The sequence below is a fragment of the Streptomyces sp. NPDC052040 genome, from assembly GCF_044548405.1.
In the GTDB taxonomy this organism is placed as follows: domain Bacteria; phylum Actinomycetota; class Actinomycetes; order Streptomycetales; family Streptomycetaceae; genus Streptomyces.
Window position 1 is genome coordinate 570,024 of record NZ_JBIUBV010000001.1, and the last position, 14,651, is coordinate 584,674.

The 14,651-nt window shown below is 71.5% G+C and carries 11 protein-coding genes and 1 pseudogene; 8 read left to right on the plus strand and 4 right to left on the minus strand.

Going from position 1 to position 14,651, the window contains the following annotated elements:
• The first annotated feature begins 62 nt into the window (after positions 1–62).
• Together ACIHAA_RS02375 and ACIHAA_RS02380 are read left to right on the plus strand one after the other, a co-directional pair.
• On the plus strand, positions 63–2,891 hold the full coding sequence (locus ACIHAA_RS02375; RefSeq protein WP_399811948.1) for a DEAD/DEAH box helicase: 2,829 nt from the start codon (positions 63–65) through the stop codon (positions 2,889–2,891).
• Positions 2,892–3,271: 380 nt separating this feature from the next.
• Positions 3,272–5,482, plus strand: coding sequence for an SWIM zinc finger family protein (locus ACIHAA_RS02380; RefSeq protein WP_399813689.1), 2,211 nt, complete (start codon positions 3,272–3,274; stop codon positions 5,480–5,482).
• A 67-nt stretch (positions 5,483–5,549) separates the two neighbouring features.
• On the opposite strand, the gene ACIHAA_RS02385 is transcribed toward ACIHAA_RS02380, so the two are convergent.
• Positions 5,550–6,038 carry a hypothetical protein gene (locus ACIHAA_RS02385; RefSeq protein ID WP_399811951.1) on the minus strand — a complete coding sequence of 163 codons (489 nt, stop codon included), beginning with the start codon at positions 6,036–6,038 and terminating at the stop codon, positions 5,550–5,552.
• A 207-nt stretch (positions 6,039–6,245) separates the two neighbouring features.
• A pseudogene (locus ACIHAA_RS02390) lies at positions 6,246–7,066 on the minus strand (hypothetical protein); the annotation flags it as partial.
• 595 nt (positions 7,067–7,661) lie between these two features.
• Between ACIHAA_RS02390 and ACIHAA_RS02395 the strand changes: the two are divergent.
• The 6 genes from ACIHAA_RS02395 (at position 7,662) to ACIHAA_RS02420 (ending at position 12,302) form a co-directional block, all read left to right on the plus strand.
• Complete coding sequence (locus ACIHAA_RS02395) at positions 7,662–7,865, plus strand: cold-shock protein (protein WP_030664939.1); 204 nt, start codon at positions 7,662–7,664, stop codon at positions 7,863–7,865.
• Positions 7,866–8,207: 342 nt separating this feature from the next.
• Positions 8,208–9,692, plus strand: coding sequence for a DEAD/DEAH box helicase (locus ACIHAA_RS02400; RefSeq protein WP_399811954.1), 1,485 nt, complete (start codon positions 8,208–8,210; stop codon positions 9,690–9,692).
• 46 nt (positions 9,693–9,738) lie between these two features.
• The gene (locus ACIHAA_RS02405; protein WP_399811957.1) at positions 9,739–10,143 is read left to right on the plus strand and encodes a CBS domain-containing protein; all 405 of its coding nucleotides are present in this window, start codon (positions 9,739–9,741) and stop codon (positions 10,141–10,143) included.
• Positions 10,144–10,192: 49 nt separating this feature from the next.
• Positions 10,193–10,501 carry an SCO5918 family protein gene (locus ACIHAA_RS02410; RefSeq protein ID WP_399811960.1) on the plus strand — a complete coding sequence of 103 codons (309 nt, stop codon included), beginning with the start codon at positions 10,193–10,195 and terminating at the stop codon, positions 10,499–10,501.
• A gap of 1,017 nt (positions 10,502–11,518) precedes the next feature.
• Entirely contained in the window at positions 11,519–11,857 is a 339-nt protein-coding gene (locus tag ACIHAA_RS02415; protein WP_399811962.1) for a MerR family transcriptional regulator, read from the plus strand.
• A gap of 241 nt (positions 11,858–12,098) precedes the next feature.
• The gene (locus ACIHAA_RS02420) at positions 12,099–12,302 is read left to right on the plus strand and encodes a cold-shock protein (RefSeq protein ID WP_030052720.1); all 204 of its coding nucleotides are present in this window, start codon (positions 12,099–12,101) and stop codon (positions 12,300–12,302) included.
• A gap of 295 nt (positions 12,303–12,597) precedes the next feature.
• Here the strand turns inward: ACIHAA_RS02420 and ACIHAA_RS02425 are convergent, their stop codons facing one another.
• Positions 12,598–14,385, minus strand: a complete 1,788-nt coding sequence (locus ACIHAA_RS02425; protein WP_399811965.1) for an FAD-dependent oxidoreductase — start codon at positions 14,383–14,385, stop codon at positions 12,598–12,600.
• Complete coding sequence (locus ACIHAA_RS02430; RefSeq protein ID WP_067378125.1) at positions 14,385–14,648, minus strand: UBP-type zinc finger domain-containing protein; 264 nt, start codon at positions 14,646–14,648, stop codon at positions 14,385–14,387. The genes ACIHAA_RS02425 and ACIHAA_RS02430 overlap by 1 nt, the downstream gene beginning before the upstream one ends.
• Positions 14,649–14,651: the final 3 nt, after the last annotated feature.

Below are 14,651 nucleotides of genomic sequence, written 5' to 3' on the forward strand. Positions count from 1 at the left end.
AGACCCCGCCCGTAGAGTCGAAGACATTCGATGCGACGCGACGGCGGGAGGTGACCGGACGTATGGCCGAGAAGGTGGCCGAGGGGCCCGTGCCCCTGCGGCTGGCCGCCGTCTTCCTGCCCGACCCGCTGCCCCGCCGCGGCCGGGTCGTCTTCTGGGACCCCGAGGACACCGCCTCCCCCGTGGGCGCGACCGAGGGGACGCCGACGGACGCGACCGAGGACCTGACGGTGGTCCGCAGGCACGGCTCCGGAGTGCGCAGAAGCACCGTGCCCGCCGTGTCCCTGACCGTCGCGGACGCCCTGCCGCTCCTCGTCCGGGCCCGCCGCGATCCCGCCGCCCACCCGGCCACCGCCTGCTGGGGCGCGGCCGCCCTGCACGCCCTCCGGCTCGTCGCCCGGGGCCGCCTGCTGCCCGGACTCACCCCCGGGGGCGACGACGCCTGGCGCGCCGGTCCGCTGGAACCGGACGACATCGGCCACCTCAGAGCCGTCGCCGCCGCCCTGCCCCACGAGGGCCATGCCGTCCCGCTCCCCGGCAAGGGCCCCCTGCTGCTGCCCGAGCCCGAAGCGCTGGTGCGGTCCTTCCTCGACGCGGTCGCGGACACCCTGCCCCGCACCCCGGCGGCCCCGCACGCGGCGGGCGCGCCCTTCGCGGCCGCCGCTCCGCAGCGGCTGCCGGGGGCCCACTCCTGGGCCGCCGAGGTGGCGGCCGGAATGGACGCGGGCGTGCGGATCTCGTTGCGCCTGGACCTGTCGGCGTACGACCTCTTCGACGACGGGGAGGGCGCACGCCGCTCCGGAGCCGCGGTCGTGCAGGTGCACAGCCTGGCCGATCCGACCCTCGTGGTGGACGCGGCCGAGCTGTGGGCGGGCGGCGCGGACACCGCCTTCGGCCCCCGCGCCCGGGTGGACGCGGCCCTCGCCGTCCGCCGTGCGGCCCGTGTCTGGCCCCCGCTGGACCGCCTCGGCGAGCAGGAGGTGCCGGACGTCCTGGCCCTCTCCGAGGAGGAGCTGGGCGACCTGCTGGGTGTCGCGGCCGGGCGGCTGGGCGCGGCCGGGGTCGCGGTGCACTGGCCCCGGGATCTGGCCCAGGACCTCACCGCCACCGCGGTCGTGCGCTCCGCGCCCGGCTCCGCGACCGACGGCACGGGCTTCTTCGAGAGCGAGGAACTGCTCCAGTTCCGCTGGCAGTTGGCGCTCGGCGGGGATCCGCTCACCGAGACGGAGATGGACGCGCTCGCGGAGGCCCACCGCCCGGTGGTCCGGCTGCGCGACCGCTGGGTGCTGGTCGATCCGGCCCTGGTCCGCAAGGCCCGCAAGCGCGAGCTGGGCCTGCTCGACCCGGTCGACGCGCTGTCCGTCGCGCTCACCGGCAGCGCGGAGGTCGACGGCGAGACGGTTCCGGCCGTGCCGGTCGGCGCACTGGCCGCGCTCCGGGACCGGCTGACCACGGGCACCGCCCCGGCCGAGCCGCCCCCGGGCCTCGCCGCCCGGCTGCGGGACTACCAACTGCGCGGCCTCGCCTGGCTCGACCTGATGACCTCCCTCGGGCTGGGCGGCTGCCTCGCCGACGACATGGGACTCGGCAAGACCGTCACGGTCATCGCCCTGCATCTGCGCCGGGCGCACCGTGCACCGACCCTGGTGGTCTGCCCGGCCTCCCTGCTGGGCAACTGGCAGCGGGAGATCAACCGCTTCGCCCCCGGCGTCCCCGTCCGCCGCTTCCACGGCCCCGAACGCACCCTGGACGGACTGGACGGCGGCTTCGTGCTCACCACCTACGGCACCATGCGGTCGGCCGCACCCCGACTCGCCGAGCAGCCCTGGGGCATGGTCGTCGCGGACGAGGCACAACACGTCAAGAATCCCTACTCGGCGACCGCGAAGGCCCTGCGCACCATCCCCTCGCCCGCCCGCGTGGCCCTCACGGGCACCCCCGTGGAGAACAACCTCTCCGAGCTGTGGGCCCTGCTCGACTGGACGACCCCCGGACTGCTCGGCCCGCTGAAGTCCTTCCGCGCCCGCCACGCCCGCGCCGTGGAGAACGGCGAGGACCCCGAGGCCACGGAGCGGCTGGCCCGCCTGGTCCGCCCCTTCCTGCTGCGCCGCAGGAAGTCGGACCCGGGCATCGTCCCGGAGCTGCCGCCGAAGACGGAGACCGACCACCCGGTGCCGCTCACCCATGAACAGGCCGCGCTCTACGAGGCGGTGGTACGGGAATCCATGCTGGCGATCGAGACGGCGGAGGGCATCGCCCGCCGGGGCCTGGTCCTGGGGCTCCTCGGTTCCCTCAAGCAGATCTGCGACCACCCCGCGCTCTATCTGAAGGAGGACACCGGACGGGCGGCGGGCCTCCTCGCGCGCTCCGGGAAGCTCGCCCTCCTCGACGAACTGGTGGACACCCTGCTGACGGAGGACGGCTCGGCCCTGGTCTTCACCCAGTACGTCCGCATGGCCCGCCTGATCACCGCCCATCTGGCCTCCCGCGCGGTCCCCGTCGAACTGCTGCACGGCGGCACCGCGGTGCCCGAGCGGGAGCGCATGGTCGACCGCTTCCAGAGCGGGGCCACCCCCGTCCTGGTCCTCTCCCTCAAGGCCGCGGGCACGGGACTGAACCTCACCCGGGCGGGCCATGTCGTCCACTTCGACCGCTGGTGGAATCCGGCGGTGGAGGAGCAGGCCACGGACCGCGCCTACCGCATCGGCCAGACCCAGCCGGTCCAGGTCCACCGGCTGATCACCGAGGGCACGGTCGAGGACCGCATCGCCGAGATGCTGGAGGCCAAGCGCCAGCTGGCCGACGCGATCCTGGGTTCCGGCGAGTCCTCCCTGACGGAACTGACGGACCGTGAGCTGAGAGACCTGGTGTCGCTGAGGAGGGCGGAGTGAGCGGGACGGAGGAGGAGCGGCACCCCGGGCAGCCGACACCCGGCACGGACGAACGCCCGGCCGACGCGGCCCGCCGAGCCCTGCGCGCCGCGCGGGAACGCGAGCGCGAGCGGGAGCGCCCCGCGAGCGATGATCCGGACGCCGCTCCGGTAAAGGCATCACGCCCCGCCGACGCGGCACGCGCAGCCCTGCGCCGGGCAAACGCGGACCGCCGCAGCGGCCCGGACTCGGCCACGGGCACAGCGTCTTCCATGACCCCGGGGGCCGAGGACCGTGACTCCGGCCCCTTCCGCGCCGTGTCCACGTCGCCTACGGCACCGGGGGCCGAGCCTGGTACCGAGTCCGAGTCCGAGTCCGAGTCCGAGCCCGGGGCCGAGTCCGTGGCCTCGGCCGAGGCCGGGAGCGGAGCCGGGGAACCGGCAGATGTGGCCTCCGTACCCGCCCCCGCAGCACGTCCCGACCTGCAACCCGACCTGCAAGACGCCCCACACTCCGACGCGCAGGACTCTCCGGGCTCCGACCTGCAAGACGTCCCACTCCCCGACGGGCAGGACGCTCCGCATCCCGACCGGCAAGACGCCCCGCACCCCGACCCGCAGGACACCCCACGCTCCGACCCGCAAGGTGCTCCGCACCCCGACCCGCGAGCCGATACGCCTCCCACTGGCCGCCAGGCCCCCCGCCCCTCCGCGCGCCCGGGTGACGCGGCCCGCGAGGCGCTGCGCGCCGCCCGCGCAGAGGCCGCCTCCGCAGAGAACGAACGGACCGGGACTGCCCGGTCGGAAGCACAGCGGCCGGAAGCGCAGTGGCCGGAAGTACAGAGGGGGGCGCCCGCCGGGCGTGGTTCCCGAGGGCTGGGGAAGGCGTCCGCACCGCAGGAGCCGCCCGGTGAGCCGACGCCGCCGACGCCGCCGAGGGATCCGGAGGCGCCGGACGGCGCGGAGACCTCGCACGTCGTTCGGCTGTCCGCCGCCCGGCGGCGCCGGGCGGCACGTACCCGAGCCGCCGGTGAGCGGAGCCGGGAGGTCCGGGATCTGATCGCAGGGGCCTTCGGACTGCCCTCCTCGGCCGACCCGCACGGCGGCACCGAGCCCGCCGCGCGGACCGCCGCTGACCCGTCCGCCCAGACGCAGTCGACCAGGCCCCGGCGCGAAGTGGTGGACCTGGCGTCGAAACGCCGGGACCCGAAGCCGGCCCCGTCCGTGGAACGCCCCGAACCGCCCCCCGCCGCGCGCTACCCCCGCTCCATGGCGGCACCGGACCGCGACGGCGAACTGCGCCGCACCTTCACCTCCTTGCCGACCCGGACCCCGACTCCGACGCCGACCCACACACCGCCCTCGACCCCGCCTTCGCCCCTGGACACAGCGGCGCCCCCGCCCCGGACACCGTCGGCCGAGGACCGCTTCGCCGGGACCTGGTGGGGCGGTGCCTGGGTCGCCGCGTTGGAGGAGGGCGCCCTGGACGCGGCACGGCTCGCGCGGGGCCGGACGTACGCGGACCAGGGGCATGTGGACGCCGTCACCGTCACCCCGGGGCTTCTCCTCGCCTATGTCCAGGGGAGCCGTCCCCGCCCGTACCGGGTGCAGGTGCGGCTGCGGACGTTCTCCGACGAGGAGTGGGACCGCTTCCTGGACGCCGCCGCGGAGCAGCCCGGACATATCGCCGCACTCCTCGACAAACAGGTGCCGCACTCCCTCGCCGAGTGCGGGATCCGGCTGCTGCCAGGGCCCGGTGACCTGGACCCGCGGTGCAGTTGCCCCGACGCCGGGCACCCCTGCAAGCACGCGGCCGCGGTCTGCTACCAGACCGCGCGCCTGCTGGACCAGGATCCCTTTGTGCTGCTTCTGCTCCGCGGCCGTGGCGAGCGGGAGCTGATCGACGCGCTCTCCCGGCGCAACGCCGCGCGCGCGGCCCGCGCCGCCCAGCACCAGGGGCCCGCGCCCATGCCCGGAGTGCGGGCCCGCGACGCCGTGGCGCGGGGTGCGCTGCCGCCGCTCCCGGTGCCGCTGCCACCGCTCGCCCACCCCGAGCAGCCGCCTGTCTACCCGGCGGCCCCGGGTGGCCCGGACCCGCTCGCCCTGGACCAGTTGGCCACGGACGCGGCGGCCCGCGCGTATGCGCTGCTCAGCACCGGAGCGGACCCCGTCGCGGACCTGGGCCTGTGGCAGGACGCGGTACGGCTGGCCGCCGCCCGCCCGGGCTCGGGCCTCACCGCGGCGACCCGGCCGCTGTACTCCTCGCTGGCCGCGGCGACCGGCCGGAGTCCGGCCGATCTGGCACGGGCCGTGGCCGCCTGGCGGCAGGGCGGTCAGGAGGCCCTCGCCGTCCTGGAGGAGCCGTGGGACCCGCCGGCCGGCCGTTTCGACCGGGCCCGCCCCCAGCTCCTCGCCGCGGACCTGCCCGCCTTCCGGCCCTGGCGCAACCGCCTCACCCACCCGGACGGCCGTCTCCAGCTCCGGCTGGGCCGCGACGGCCTCTGGTATGCGTACGAGTCGGAGCCCGGCCAGGAGGACTGGTGGCCCCGCGGCACCCCCGACCAGGACCCGGTCGGCGCGCTGACCGGACTGGAGGCGTCCGCCGAACGATGACCGTCGCCGGGGCAGCCGACCATGTGCGGGCCGCCCCCGCTGCGGACTTGGGCAGGGCGCGCCGCGGTCACCGAGGGCGCTGCCCCCGGTCCGGCTCGGGCTCGGGCTCGGCGTACTCCTCCAGCACCGGTCCGATGAGGACCTGGATGTCGCGGAGGGCCTCTCGGTAGCCGTCGCCGAAGCCGGTGTCCGCGGTGACGGGTTCGCTGGCGATCCAGGCGCGGATCCGGTGGACGGCCTGGGCGCTCTTCAACCGAGCGGCGGGTGAGAGGGTGTTGAGGGTGGCCTCCGGGTCCTCCCTTCTCCCGGGGCCGCGTGACGCGGCCGTACCGAAGAACGCAGGCAGCCGTTCGTCGAAGGCCGCGTGCACGACATCGTCCCGGCTGAGGAGTTCGCGCCGCATGTAGGAGGCGATGCGCCGCCACTGCTCGCGGTCCTCGGCACTGAGGGTGTGCCCGGCAGCGGCACGTTCGGCGCGGTCCACGGACTTCCGGACCTTGGCACGCGCCCAGGCGAGGGCGTCGGGGTCATGGTCGTAGCGGTCGAGAGCGGTCATACGAACTCCTGTGGATCGTCGGTGAGTTCCGTGGTGCCCGCGAAGCTCCGGCACATAACACGGAAGAAGCGCCCACAACCCGCAACCGAGAAAGAAGGCGCGCACAGCACAGAAACGCGCCGCACAACAGCCACACGCGCCTGCCCCGCCCGCCCATGGAAACCGCCCAGAACTCCCCGCTGAGAGGACCGCCGCGACAGGCGGTCTCTAGTTGCTTTCCGGCCCCTCGTCCACCGTTCGTTCGCCGCCCACCGGGCGTGGGCCTCCCCAGTCCATGTGGATCACCGCGTACATCTCGCCGTTCCTCGGCGGGCGGGTCCAGGAGCGGGGAGTGAACGTGTGCAGCCGTTCGTTCACGATGGCGTGACGCGGCAGATGGGCACCGAACTCCCCGGCCACCGCTTCCAGTAGCGACCGTTCCGCCTCGGCACCGGCCTTCGGGCCGCCGGAGAACCGGCCGGGGTCCAGCGCCTGCGGTATCTCCCCGCTCCGCCGGATCTCTCCGTCCGCGTACGTGAACGCGTAGTCCTCGGCGCCGTCCCGCGCCACCGAGAGGTGAAAGTAGGGATCCCCGTGCCAGGTTCTCAGGCCGCTCCACACGACCACCGCGCGGGTACCCGCACTGGCGGCCGTGGCCGGGGAGACAAACCGCTGCTGGAGGAATGGCGCGGGATCGCCATCGAAGGCGAAGCTCCAAAGCGGGTGCCGGCCCTGCCCACCGCCATGACTTCTCTGTCGTCGTAGGACGAGAACTCCCGCTGGTTGTGCGTCGACCTGTGATGCGCCTCCCACAGGGTCATGGGTTCGTTCAGCGCGGTGGCGTCGCCGTCCGCGGGCGCGTACTGCGGGTCCGACACCAGTCCGTCGAAGTACACCATGGAGGTCTGTCCGAGCAGGCGGCGTATCTGGCCGCCCAGCCCCGCGGACCGTGGTCTGCCGTACTCCTTGGCCTCGTCCAGCGCGGCTCTGGCCTGCTCCCAGTTGCCGCGCAGTGCCTCCAGCCGGGCCTCCTCCATCTGGGCGTCCAGCCCCGCAGCCACCTCATAGACGGCTGTCACACCGAGACCGGCCTGACCGTCCAAACCGCATAACCCGCTACGACACCACGAGTTCAACCTCAGTAGGTACGAGGCTGGGGTCATCGCTGGTCACGTAGGCGCCGCTGGCGATGTACGCCGTGTTGCCCCGTACGGCGAGCGAGGTCGGGTTCTCCGGCCCGTCGGTGCCGGTCGGCGGACACGAGTTGCTGGACCCTTCCGAGCAGCGTCTTGTGGAAAGCCGCGTGCATGGGAGCCCTGGTGCGGTTGGCGGCTCTTCCTGAAACATTGCACTTGGGGTGAATCAATATCTGTGCCCGGCAGCTGAGATTTTGACGGACCGCGCAGTGGGAATTTTTGCCGCGAAGGGCAGGGTGGAATTGTTTAATGTACACGGGCTGTTCCGGCGTGCTACTGTCGATCTCGGTTGCAGTTGTGGTTCCCAAAACTTCAAGTGCCCCCACCAGGCTTCGGCCGGTCGGGAGCGCTTCTGTATTTCCGGTCATTTCCGGGCGGGGCAATCATCGCGGCGACACGGCATTCGCACAGTGCGGATGCCGATGCACTGCCCCAAAGGAGATATGACATGGCTGCTGGTACTGTGAAGTGGTTCAACGCGGAAAAGGGCTTCGGCTTCATCGAGCAGGACGGTGGCGGCCCCGACGTGTTCGCCCACTACTCGAACATTGCGGCGCAGGGCTTCCGTGAGCTGCTCGAGGGCCAGAAGGTGAACTTCGACATCGCGCAGGGCCAGAAGGGCCCCACTGCCGAGAACATCGTTCCCGCCTGACGCTCACGCACCATCTGTAGCTGGGGCCCGCATCCTTCGGGGTGCGGGGCCCAGCTACACGCATCTCTCGCGGTGATTTCACCCGCGGGACGACTCGGAGGAATCCGCAGTCCCATCACGCGCGCCTCCTCGTTCGGAGCTGTAGGCGCATCCTGAAGAGCTGCACCGCAGCCGACGCCCGGAGCTTACGACCCCGTCGCGTCACTCATTTCAGCACGTGCACCCCGGAGATTTCCGTCGGTCAGATTGCTGTCTTATGCTACCGGTCCATACTTGTAATTCTCCATGCCGCTCATCGCTGCGGGAATTCCTTGATATGTGCCACATCGAGGAAGGTTCCGCATGAACCGAACACGTACGAACGACCGCTCCGCCCGCATCCGTCAGGGCGGGGGGAAGGGCGGCAGTCGCTTCGGCTCCCCGGCACCGCGCCGTTCCGGCGGACCTGCCCGTTCCGGCGGGTACGGCCGTGGGGCCGCCCCGGTGCAGGGTGAGTTCGCGCTGCCCAGGACGATCACCCCCGCGCTGCCTGCCGTCGAAGGTTTTGCAGATCTCGGTATGCCCAAGCAGCTGCTGGCCGAACTCGGCAGGCAGGGCGTGACCGTGCCGTTCCCGATCCAGGGCGCGACGCTCCCGAACTCCCTGGCGGGCCGAGACGTCCTGGGTCGCGGGCGCACCGGTTCCGGCAAGACCCTCGCCTTCGGCCTCGCCCTGCTCGCCCGTACGGCCGGACGGCGTGCTGAGCCCCGCCAGCCGCTGGGGCTGATCCTCGTACCGACGCGTGAACTGGCGCAGCAGGTGACCGACGCGCTCACTCCGTACGCCCGCTCCGTCAGGCTGCGGCTGGCCACCGTGGTGGGGGGGATGCCGATCGGCAGGCAGGCGGGCGCACTGCGTGGCGGGGCCGAGATCGTCGTCGCCACCCCTGGCCGGCTCAAGGACCTCATCGACCGTGGCGACTGCCGACTGAACCAGGTGGGCGTCACGGTGCTGGACGAGGCCGACCAGATGGCCGACATGGGATTCATGCCGCAGGTCACCGCGCTGCTCGACCAGGTGCGTCCGGAGGGGCAGCGGATGCTGTTCTCCGCCACCTTGGACCGCAACGTCGATCTGTTGGTGCGCCGCTATCTGACCGACCCCGTCGTGCATTCGGTCGACCCCTCGGCCGGTGCGGTCACGACGATGGAGCACCATGTCCTGCACGTCGACGGCGCTGACAAGCACGCCGCCACGGCCGAGATCGCCGCCCGCGACGGTCGGGTGATCATGTTCCTGGACACCAAGCATGCCGTTGACCGGCTGACCCGGGACCTCCTCAACAGCGGGGTACGGGCCGCCGCGCTGCACGGCGGCAAGTCGCAGCCGCAGCGCACCCGCACGCTGGCGCAGTTCAAGGCGGGGCACGTCAGCGTGCTGGTAGCGACCAACGTCGCGGCGCGCGGCATCCACGTCGACAACCTCAGCCTCGTCGTCAACGTCGACCCGCCGACCGACCACAAGGACTACCTCCACCGCGGCGGCCGTACCGCCCGCGCCGGCGAGTCCGGCAGTGTCGTCACCCTCGTCACACCGAACCAGCGCCGCAGTATGGTGCGCCTCATGTCGGACGCCGGGATCCGGCCCCAGACCACCCAGGTCCACTCGGGCGACGAGGCCCTGCGTCGGATCACCGGCGCCCAGGCCCCCTCCGGCATCCCGGTCGTCATCACCGCCCCAGTGGCCGAACGCCCCAAGCGCAGCGCCACCTCCCGAGGCCGGCGCCGCCCCGCTTCGGGAAGCCGGCGCGCGTCCGTACGCAAGTCCGTCCTCGGCGCGGTGGCCTAGGACCTTCGTGATCAAGAAGCTGACCCATCTCTGCAGGAGGCACCTTTTGACGCTGGTCCAGATGCAGCCCCGCCCGGCGAGCGCCGGCCCCGTGCACAGGACGGCGGAGGAGGTCGTGGACGCGGCCGGACCGCAGGTCTGTGACGACATGAGCATCGAGGTTGCGCTGTCCGTCATGGCCGCAGCCCGCACGAGCCGACTGGTCGTCTGTGACCAGGACGACCAGCGCACCGGCCTGGTCACCCGGACAGACCTCACCACCGTCCGCGACAGCTCCGCCTACACGGACCGCGTCCGCCTGCGCGACATCCTCGGCGACCACGGCTCGTTCACCTCACCCGTGACCACGATGGCCGAAGCCGAGCACGCGATGCGCACCCGTGGGCCCGGTGTCCTGCCGGTGGTCGACGGGCAAGGCAGCGCCTCGGACGTCCTCGCCCTCTCCCGCTGAGCCGCCGCACCCTGGTCGGACCGTTCCCCCTTCCCCCCTGTGAGGCCCCATGCGCTGCGTCATCGCCCGCTTCCCCTTCGAGCTCACCAAGAGCGGCGTGCTGGAATCGATGAAGGGCATCAAGCCCGAACCGGTCACCGGCGATTCCGTGATCATTGGCCGTCGTCACTATCCCGTCAAGCAGGTCGGCCAGGTCGTCACCCGCCAGGACCGCCGTGACTTCAGCGCCCTCGAAGTCCTGCGGGCCATGACTCAGCTCGGCTTCACCTGCCGCGCCGTCCCCAAGGCCGCGCCCCCGGGCGTTCTCAGCCCGATGCAGCACGCCTCCTCAATGCTCGGCACCCCCGTTTCCGCCTGACCCGGGGAACAGCACGAACGGACACCTGAACAGCAGTGTGGGCCCGACCGGTACGCCGGTCGGGCCCACACTGCGTGCGGCCGGTTCCTGTCGCCGTCGCTGCCACCGGTGACCACGGTCAGGGACATCTGGTTGCGCTGCGCGGACTCCACCAGGGCCGCGGCGGCAACGAGCAGCGAGGAGCTCGGACACCAGAAAGCCAACGGGTCCGCAGGGTCCACGGCGTGAGTGACCGTCGGCCGAGGAAGCAGATCCTCGTCAAGGCGCTGAGGCGGAAGCAGGAGCGTCAACCGGCGGTGTTCTTCCCGGGGTGCAGTGTTGGCCGGTGCCTGCGAGCGCCGGACTGAGCCTCTGAGCTGCTTGAACCATCCAAGGACCGGCCGAGCAGACAGGTCGAAACGATTACCTCATCTTCGAGCGAGCGAAAATCTATGCCAGCTGAAGTAGACATTGGGTGGCGGTGCAGTTATGGTTTTTCTCGTAGCCAAGATCGAGCGAGCGCGGCAGAGATGAACTGCCGGGCAGCAGTGCACGCAGTTGCAGTACCCGTAAGTGAAGGTTCGCAGTACCCAGCAGTGAAGTCAGTGAGCAGGACCTCGGTGAAGGCGTCAGCTGCGGACGCGCGCACCGGGAGGTTCGGCAGTGGGGTTCCAGGCCCGAGCAGACGCACGACGGGCGACAGGGCCGGCTGCCGAAGAGTGGCGCTGTTCGAGGCCATCAGCAGTTCGCAGTTTCCGTTTCAGTGAGTAGTTGATCAAGAGGGGAGAACGGAGGAGCCGAGCGCCATCAGGATCGCCCGGGTAGAGGTCCTGGACCCGGGTACCGCAGGACATCGATAGTGAGGTGGTCTCCGGTCAAGCAATCGCGATCCCCGCGCCCCCGACAGCATGTCGGTCGGGTCTGCGGAAACAGAGGGCCGGTGCAGTATCAGGGCCGGCAGATGGTGTAGTAGTTCCTTCGGGGCCCTGGTGCCAGTACGGCGCCAGGGCCCCTCCACGCGTTCCGCAGAGAGGTGCAATGACAGCAGACGACACGTTCGGCCGTCTCGATGACGACGACTACCCCGCCTACACCATGGGCCGGGCCGCCGAGATACTCGGCACCACACAGGGTTTCCTCCGCGCCATCGGCGAAGCCCGCCTCATCACCCCGTTGCGCTCCGCAGGCGGCCACCGCCGCTACTCCCGCTACCAGCTGCGCATTGCAGCCCGCGCCCGGGAGCTCGTCGACCAGGGGACCCCCATCGAGGCCGCCTGCCGCATCGTCATCCTCGAAGACCAGCTGGAGGAAGCCCAGCGCCTCAACGCCGAATATCGCCGTGCCGCCGAGTCGGCGAACCCAACGTCAGACACATGAGATGAGCGTGCCCGTCAGTGTCGGCGGGCATGCACGCACGGTCTCGTGTGCGGCGTGATCATTTCCTCTGGTGACGCGGCGTGGGGGCGTGTAGCGTATGAGTCAGCTGTCGTGGTTCGGGATTTCCTCTTGCCCACGCCTCTGGTGTGGGCGTTTTGCTGTGCTGTGCCGCAGGGACCAGGGCGATCACCTCCGTCTGCCACATGGAGTGGGAGGCGTTCATCGACTGGAAGGCATGACCATGGCTACGGGAACCGTGAAGTGGTTCAACGCGGAGAAGGGCTTCGGCTTCATCGCCCAGGACGGCGGCGGCCCGGATGTCTTCGCGCACTACTCGGCGATCAACTCCACAGGCTTTCGTGAGCTCCAGGAGGGTCAGGCCGTGACGTTCGACGTCACCCAGGGCCAGAAGGGTCCACAGGCCGAAAACATCAACCTGGCCTGATCTCGCAGACCTGCCCGAGGGCGCTCGCACGCCGCCTCCGGTGGTCTCCGTCCGTGCGGGGCCCTGCCGACCACCTGGACGAAGTCACCTGATCCGTGGAGGCCGGGGGGGGGTACGACTTCGGCCCGGAACTTCCTGACCTCAGTCGCTGCAAGTGTCGTCGGGCACGGGAGCCGCATGTCCTGCGCCGCGGCCGTGGAGCACCCTCTCCCGCCCCTGGATCGTCCGAGCCCGTTTCCGCGTCATCGCTGTCCGTGGCCGCGTCAGATCCCGCAGGTCCCGCATTTCCTGGGCGTCATGCGAGCCAAGCGGACTCCTTCGGACGGGTGTGCGGTGAGCTGTCGGTGCCGCCGGGCGCGGCCGTGCCGCCCAGGTAGCGGTGCATGAAGTGGATGCTCATCGCGCCTTCGCCGACCGCGGAGGCCACCCGTTTCACCGAGCCGCTACGGACGTCCCCTACCGCGAAGACCCCGGGCAGGCTGGTCTCCAGGGTCATGCACGAGCGTCCGCGGCCGTTCCACACCTCGGGGTAGGCGCAGGCTTCCTGGGCCTCCGGGCCGGTGAGGACGAAGCCGCGGGAGTCGAGGGCGATGACGTCGGCGAGCCACTCGGTGTGGGGGTCGGCGCCGGTGAAGACGAACAGGCCCCGTACCGCGAGTCGGCGGTGTCCGCCCGTACGGTTGTCGACCACGTCGAGCTCCTCCAGCACCCCCTGGCCGATGACCTCGGTGACCTCGGTGTGCAGCATGACCTCCACCCGCGGATGGCGTTCGACCTGGTCGACCAGGTAGCGGGACATGTTGGCCTCAAGGCTGGGTCCTCGGACCAGCAGGTGCACCTTCTGCGCGTACCCGGCGAGGAACAGCACCGCCTGGCCCGCCGAGTTGCCGCCGCCGATGACGGCCACCGGGTCGGTGCGGCACTGCTGGGCCTCGTAGACGGTCGCCGAGTAGTGGACGCTCGTTCCCTCCAGGCGTTCGATGCCGGGCACCTGGAGTCGGCGGTAGCGGGCGCCCGTGGCCAGGACGACGGCGCGGGCGGCGATCTCGCTGCCGTCGGCGAAGGCCACCACGTAGTGGTCCTCGTCCTTGGGATGGAGACCGGTCGCCTCCAGCGGGAGGCTGATCCTGGCGCCGAACTTGTCGGCCTGGAGCACGGCGCGTTCGGTCAGTTCGGCGCCGGAGATGCCGGATGGGAAGCCGAGCAGATTCTCGATGCGGGACGACGTGCCGGCCTGGCCGCCGGTGGCCATCGTCTCCACCACGGTGGTGCTCAGTCCCTCGGAGGCGGCGTACACCGCGGCAGCGAGGCCGGCGGGTCCGGCGCCGACGATGAGGACGTCGCCGTGACGGTTTCCGGCGGGCAGTGACGGCAGGCCGATGAGCCGGGCCAGTTCCGCGTTGCTGGGGTTGCGCAACAGGGTGGTGTCCCGCCAGATGACGAGCGGTGTCTCCTCCGGGCCGACGCCGAAGCGGCGCAGCAGGTTCTCGGCCTCCTCGTCGCTCTCCAGGTCGATCCAGCGGTGCGGCAGCCGGTTGCGGATGGCGAACTCGCGCAGCCGCCGGGTGTCGGGCGAGAAGCGCGAGCCGATGATGCGGAAGCCGGCGCCCTGTCCGACGAGCAGCGCGCGACGGCCCAGACAGGCGCGCAGCACGAGGTCCCCGATGGTGGAGTCCTGGGACACCAGGCGGCGCACGTGGTCCAAGGAGACGACGAGGACCTCGCCGGGCTCCCTGGCGACAGCGGTGTAGAAGGCCACCTGTCCGTGCAGCAGCCCGAGTTCGCCGATGAAGCGACCGGGGCCGTGCGCGCGCAGCACGCGCTCCTCGGGAGTGCCGTAGTCCTCGACGACGGCGACGGTACCGCTGAGGACGACGAAGAACGTCTCGCAGCGCTCCCCCTCCCGGATCAGCACGTCGTTCGGAGCCGTGCTCCGGCGCTGCCCGTGCTCCGCCAGACGTGCTATCTGGTCCTCCGTGAGGCGCGGATACGCGCCGTAGATGTCCGGGGTCTCCCAGAAAGCGGCCTCGTCCGCTTCCTCCGGCACCGGTTCTCCGCCCGGCAGCGGCTGGTCGCCGGACATCAGACGAACGCCTCGTGAACGTAGCACCAGCGCCATTCCTCGCCGGGCTGGAACGACTGCACGATCGGATGAGCGTCGGCTGCCGCGTGCCTACGCGCGTGTTTGTTCGGCGAGGAGTCACAGCAGCCGACGTGCCCGCAGGTCAGGCAGAGCCTCAGGTGGACCCACGGGGAGCCGAGCAGCAGGCACTCCTGACACCCTTCTGGGGTCAGCGGCTGGACCGGTCGGACGAGCGCGAGGTGGGGGTCTGCGTGCAGGGTCATCCG

Bases quoted from the DNA above. Each gene is read 5' to 3' on its own strand.
- ACIHAA_RS02425 (WP_399811965.1), bottom strand. From the start codon at position 14,385: ATGTCCGGCGACCAGCCGCTGCCGGGCGGAGAACCGGTGCCGGAGGAA.
- ACIHAA_RS02420 (WP_030052720.1), top strand. From the start codon at position 12,099: ATGGCTACGGGAACCGTGAAGTGGTTCAACGCGGAGAAGGGCTTCGGC.
- ACIHAA_RS02415 (WP_399811962.1), top strand. From the start codon at position 11,519: ATGACAGCAGACGACACGTTCGGCCGTCTCGATGACGACGACTACCCC.
- ACIHAA_RS02400 (WP_399811954.1), top strand. From the start codon at position 8,208: ATGAACCGAACACGTACGAACGACCGCTCCGCCCGCATCCGTCAGGGC.
- ACIHAA_RS02375 (WP_399811948.1), top strand. From the start codon at position 63: ATGGCCGAGAAGGTGGCCGAGGGGCCCGTGCCCCTGCGGCTGGCCGCC.
- ACIHAA_RS02385 (WP_399811951.1), bottom strand. From the start codon at position 6,038: ATGACCGCTCTCGACCGCTACGACCATGACCCCGACGCCCTCGCCTGG.
- ACIHAA_RS02410 (WP_399811960.1), top strand. From the start codon at position 10,193: ATGCGCTGCGTCATCGCCCGCTTCCCCTTCGAGCTCACCAAGAGCGGC.
- ACIHAA_RS02395 (WP_030664939.1), top strand. From the start codon at position 7,662: ATGGCTGCTGGTACTGTGAAGTGGTTCAACGCGGAAAAGGGCTTCGGC.
- ACIHAA_RS02430 (WP_067378125.1), bottom strand. From the start codon at position 14,648: ATGACCCTGCACGCAGACCCCCACCTCGCGCTCGTCCGACCGGTCCAG.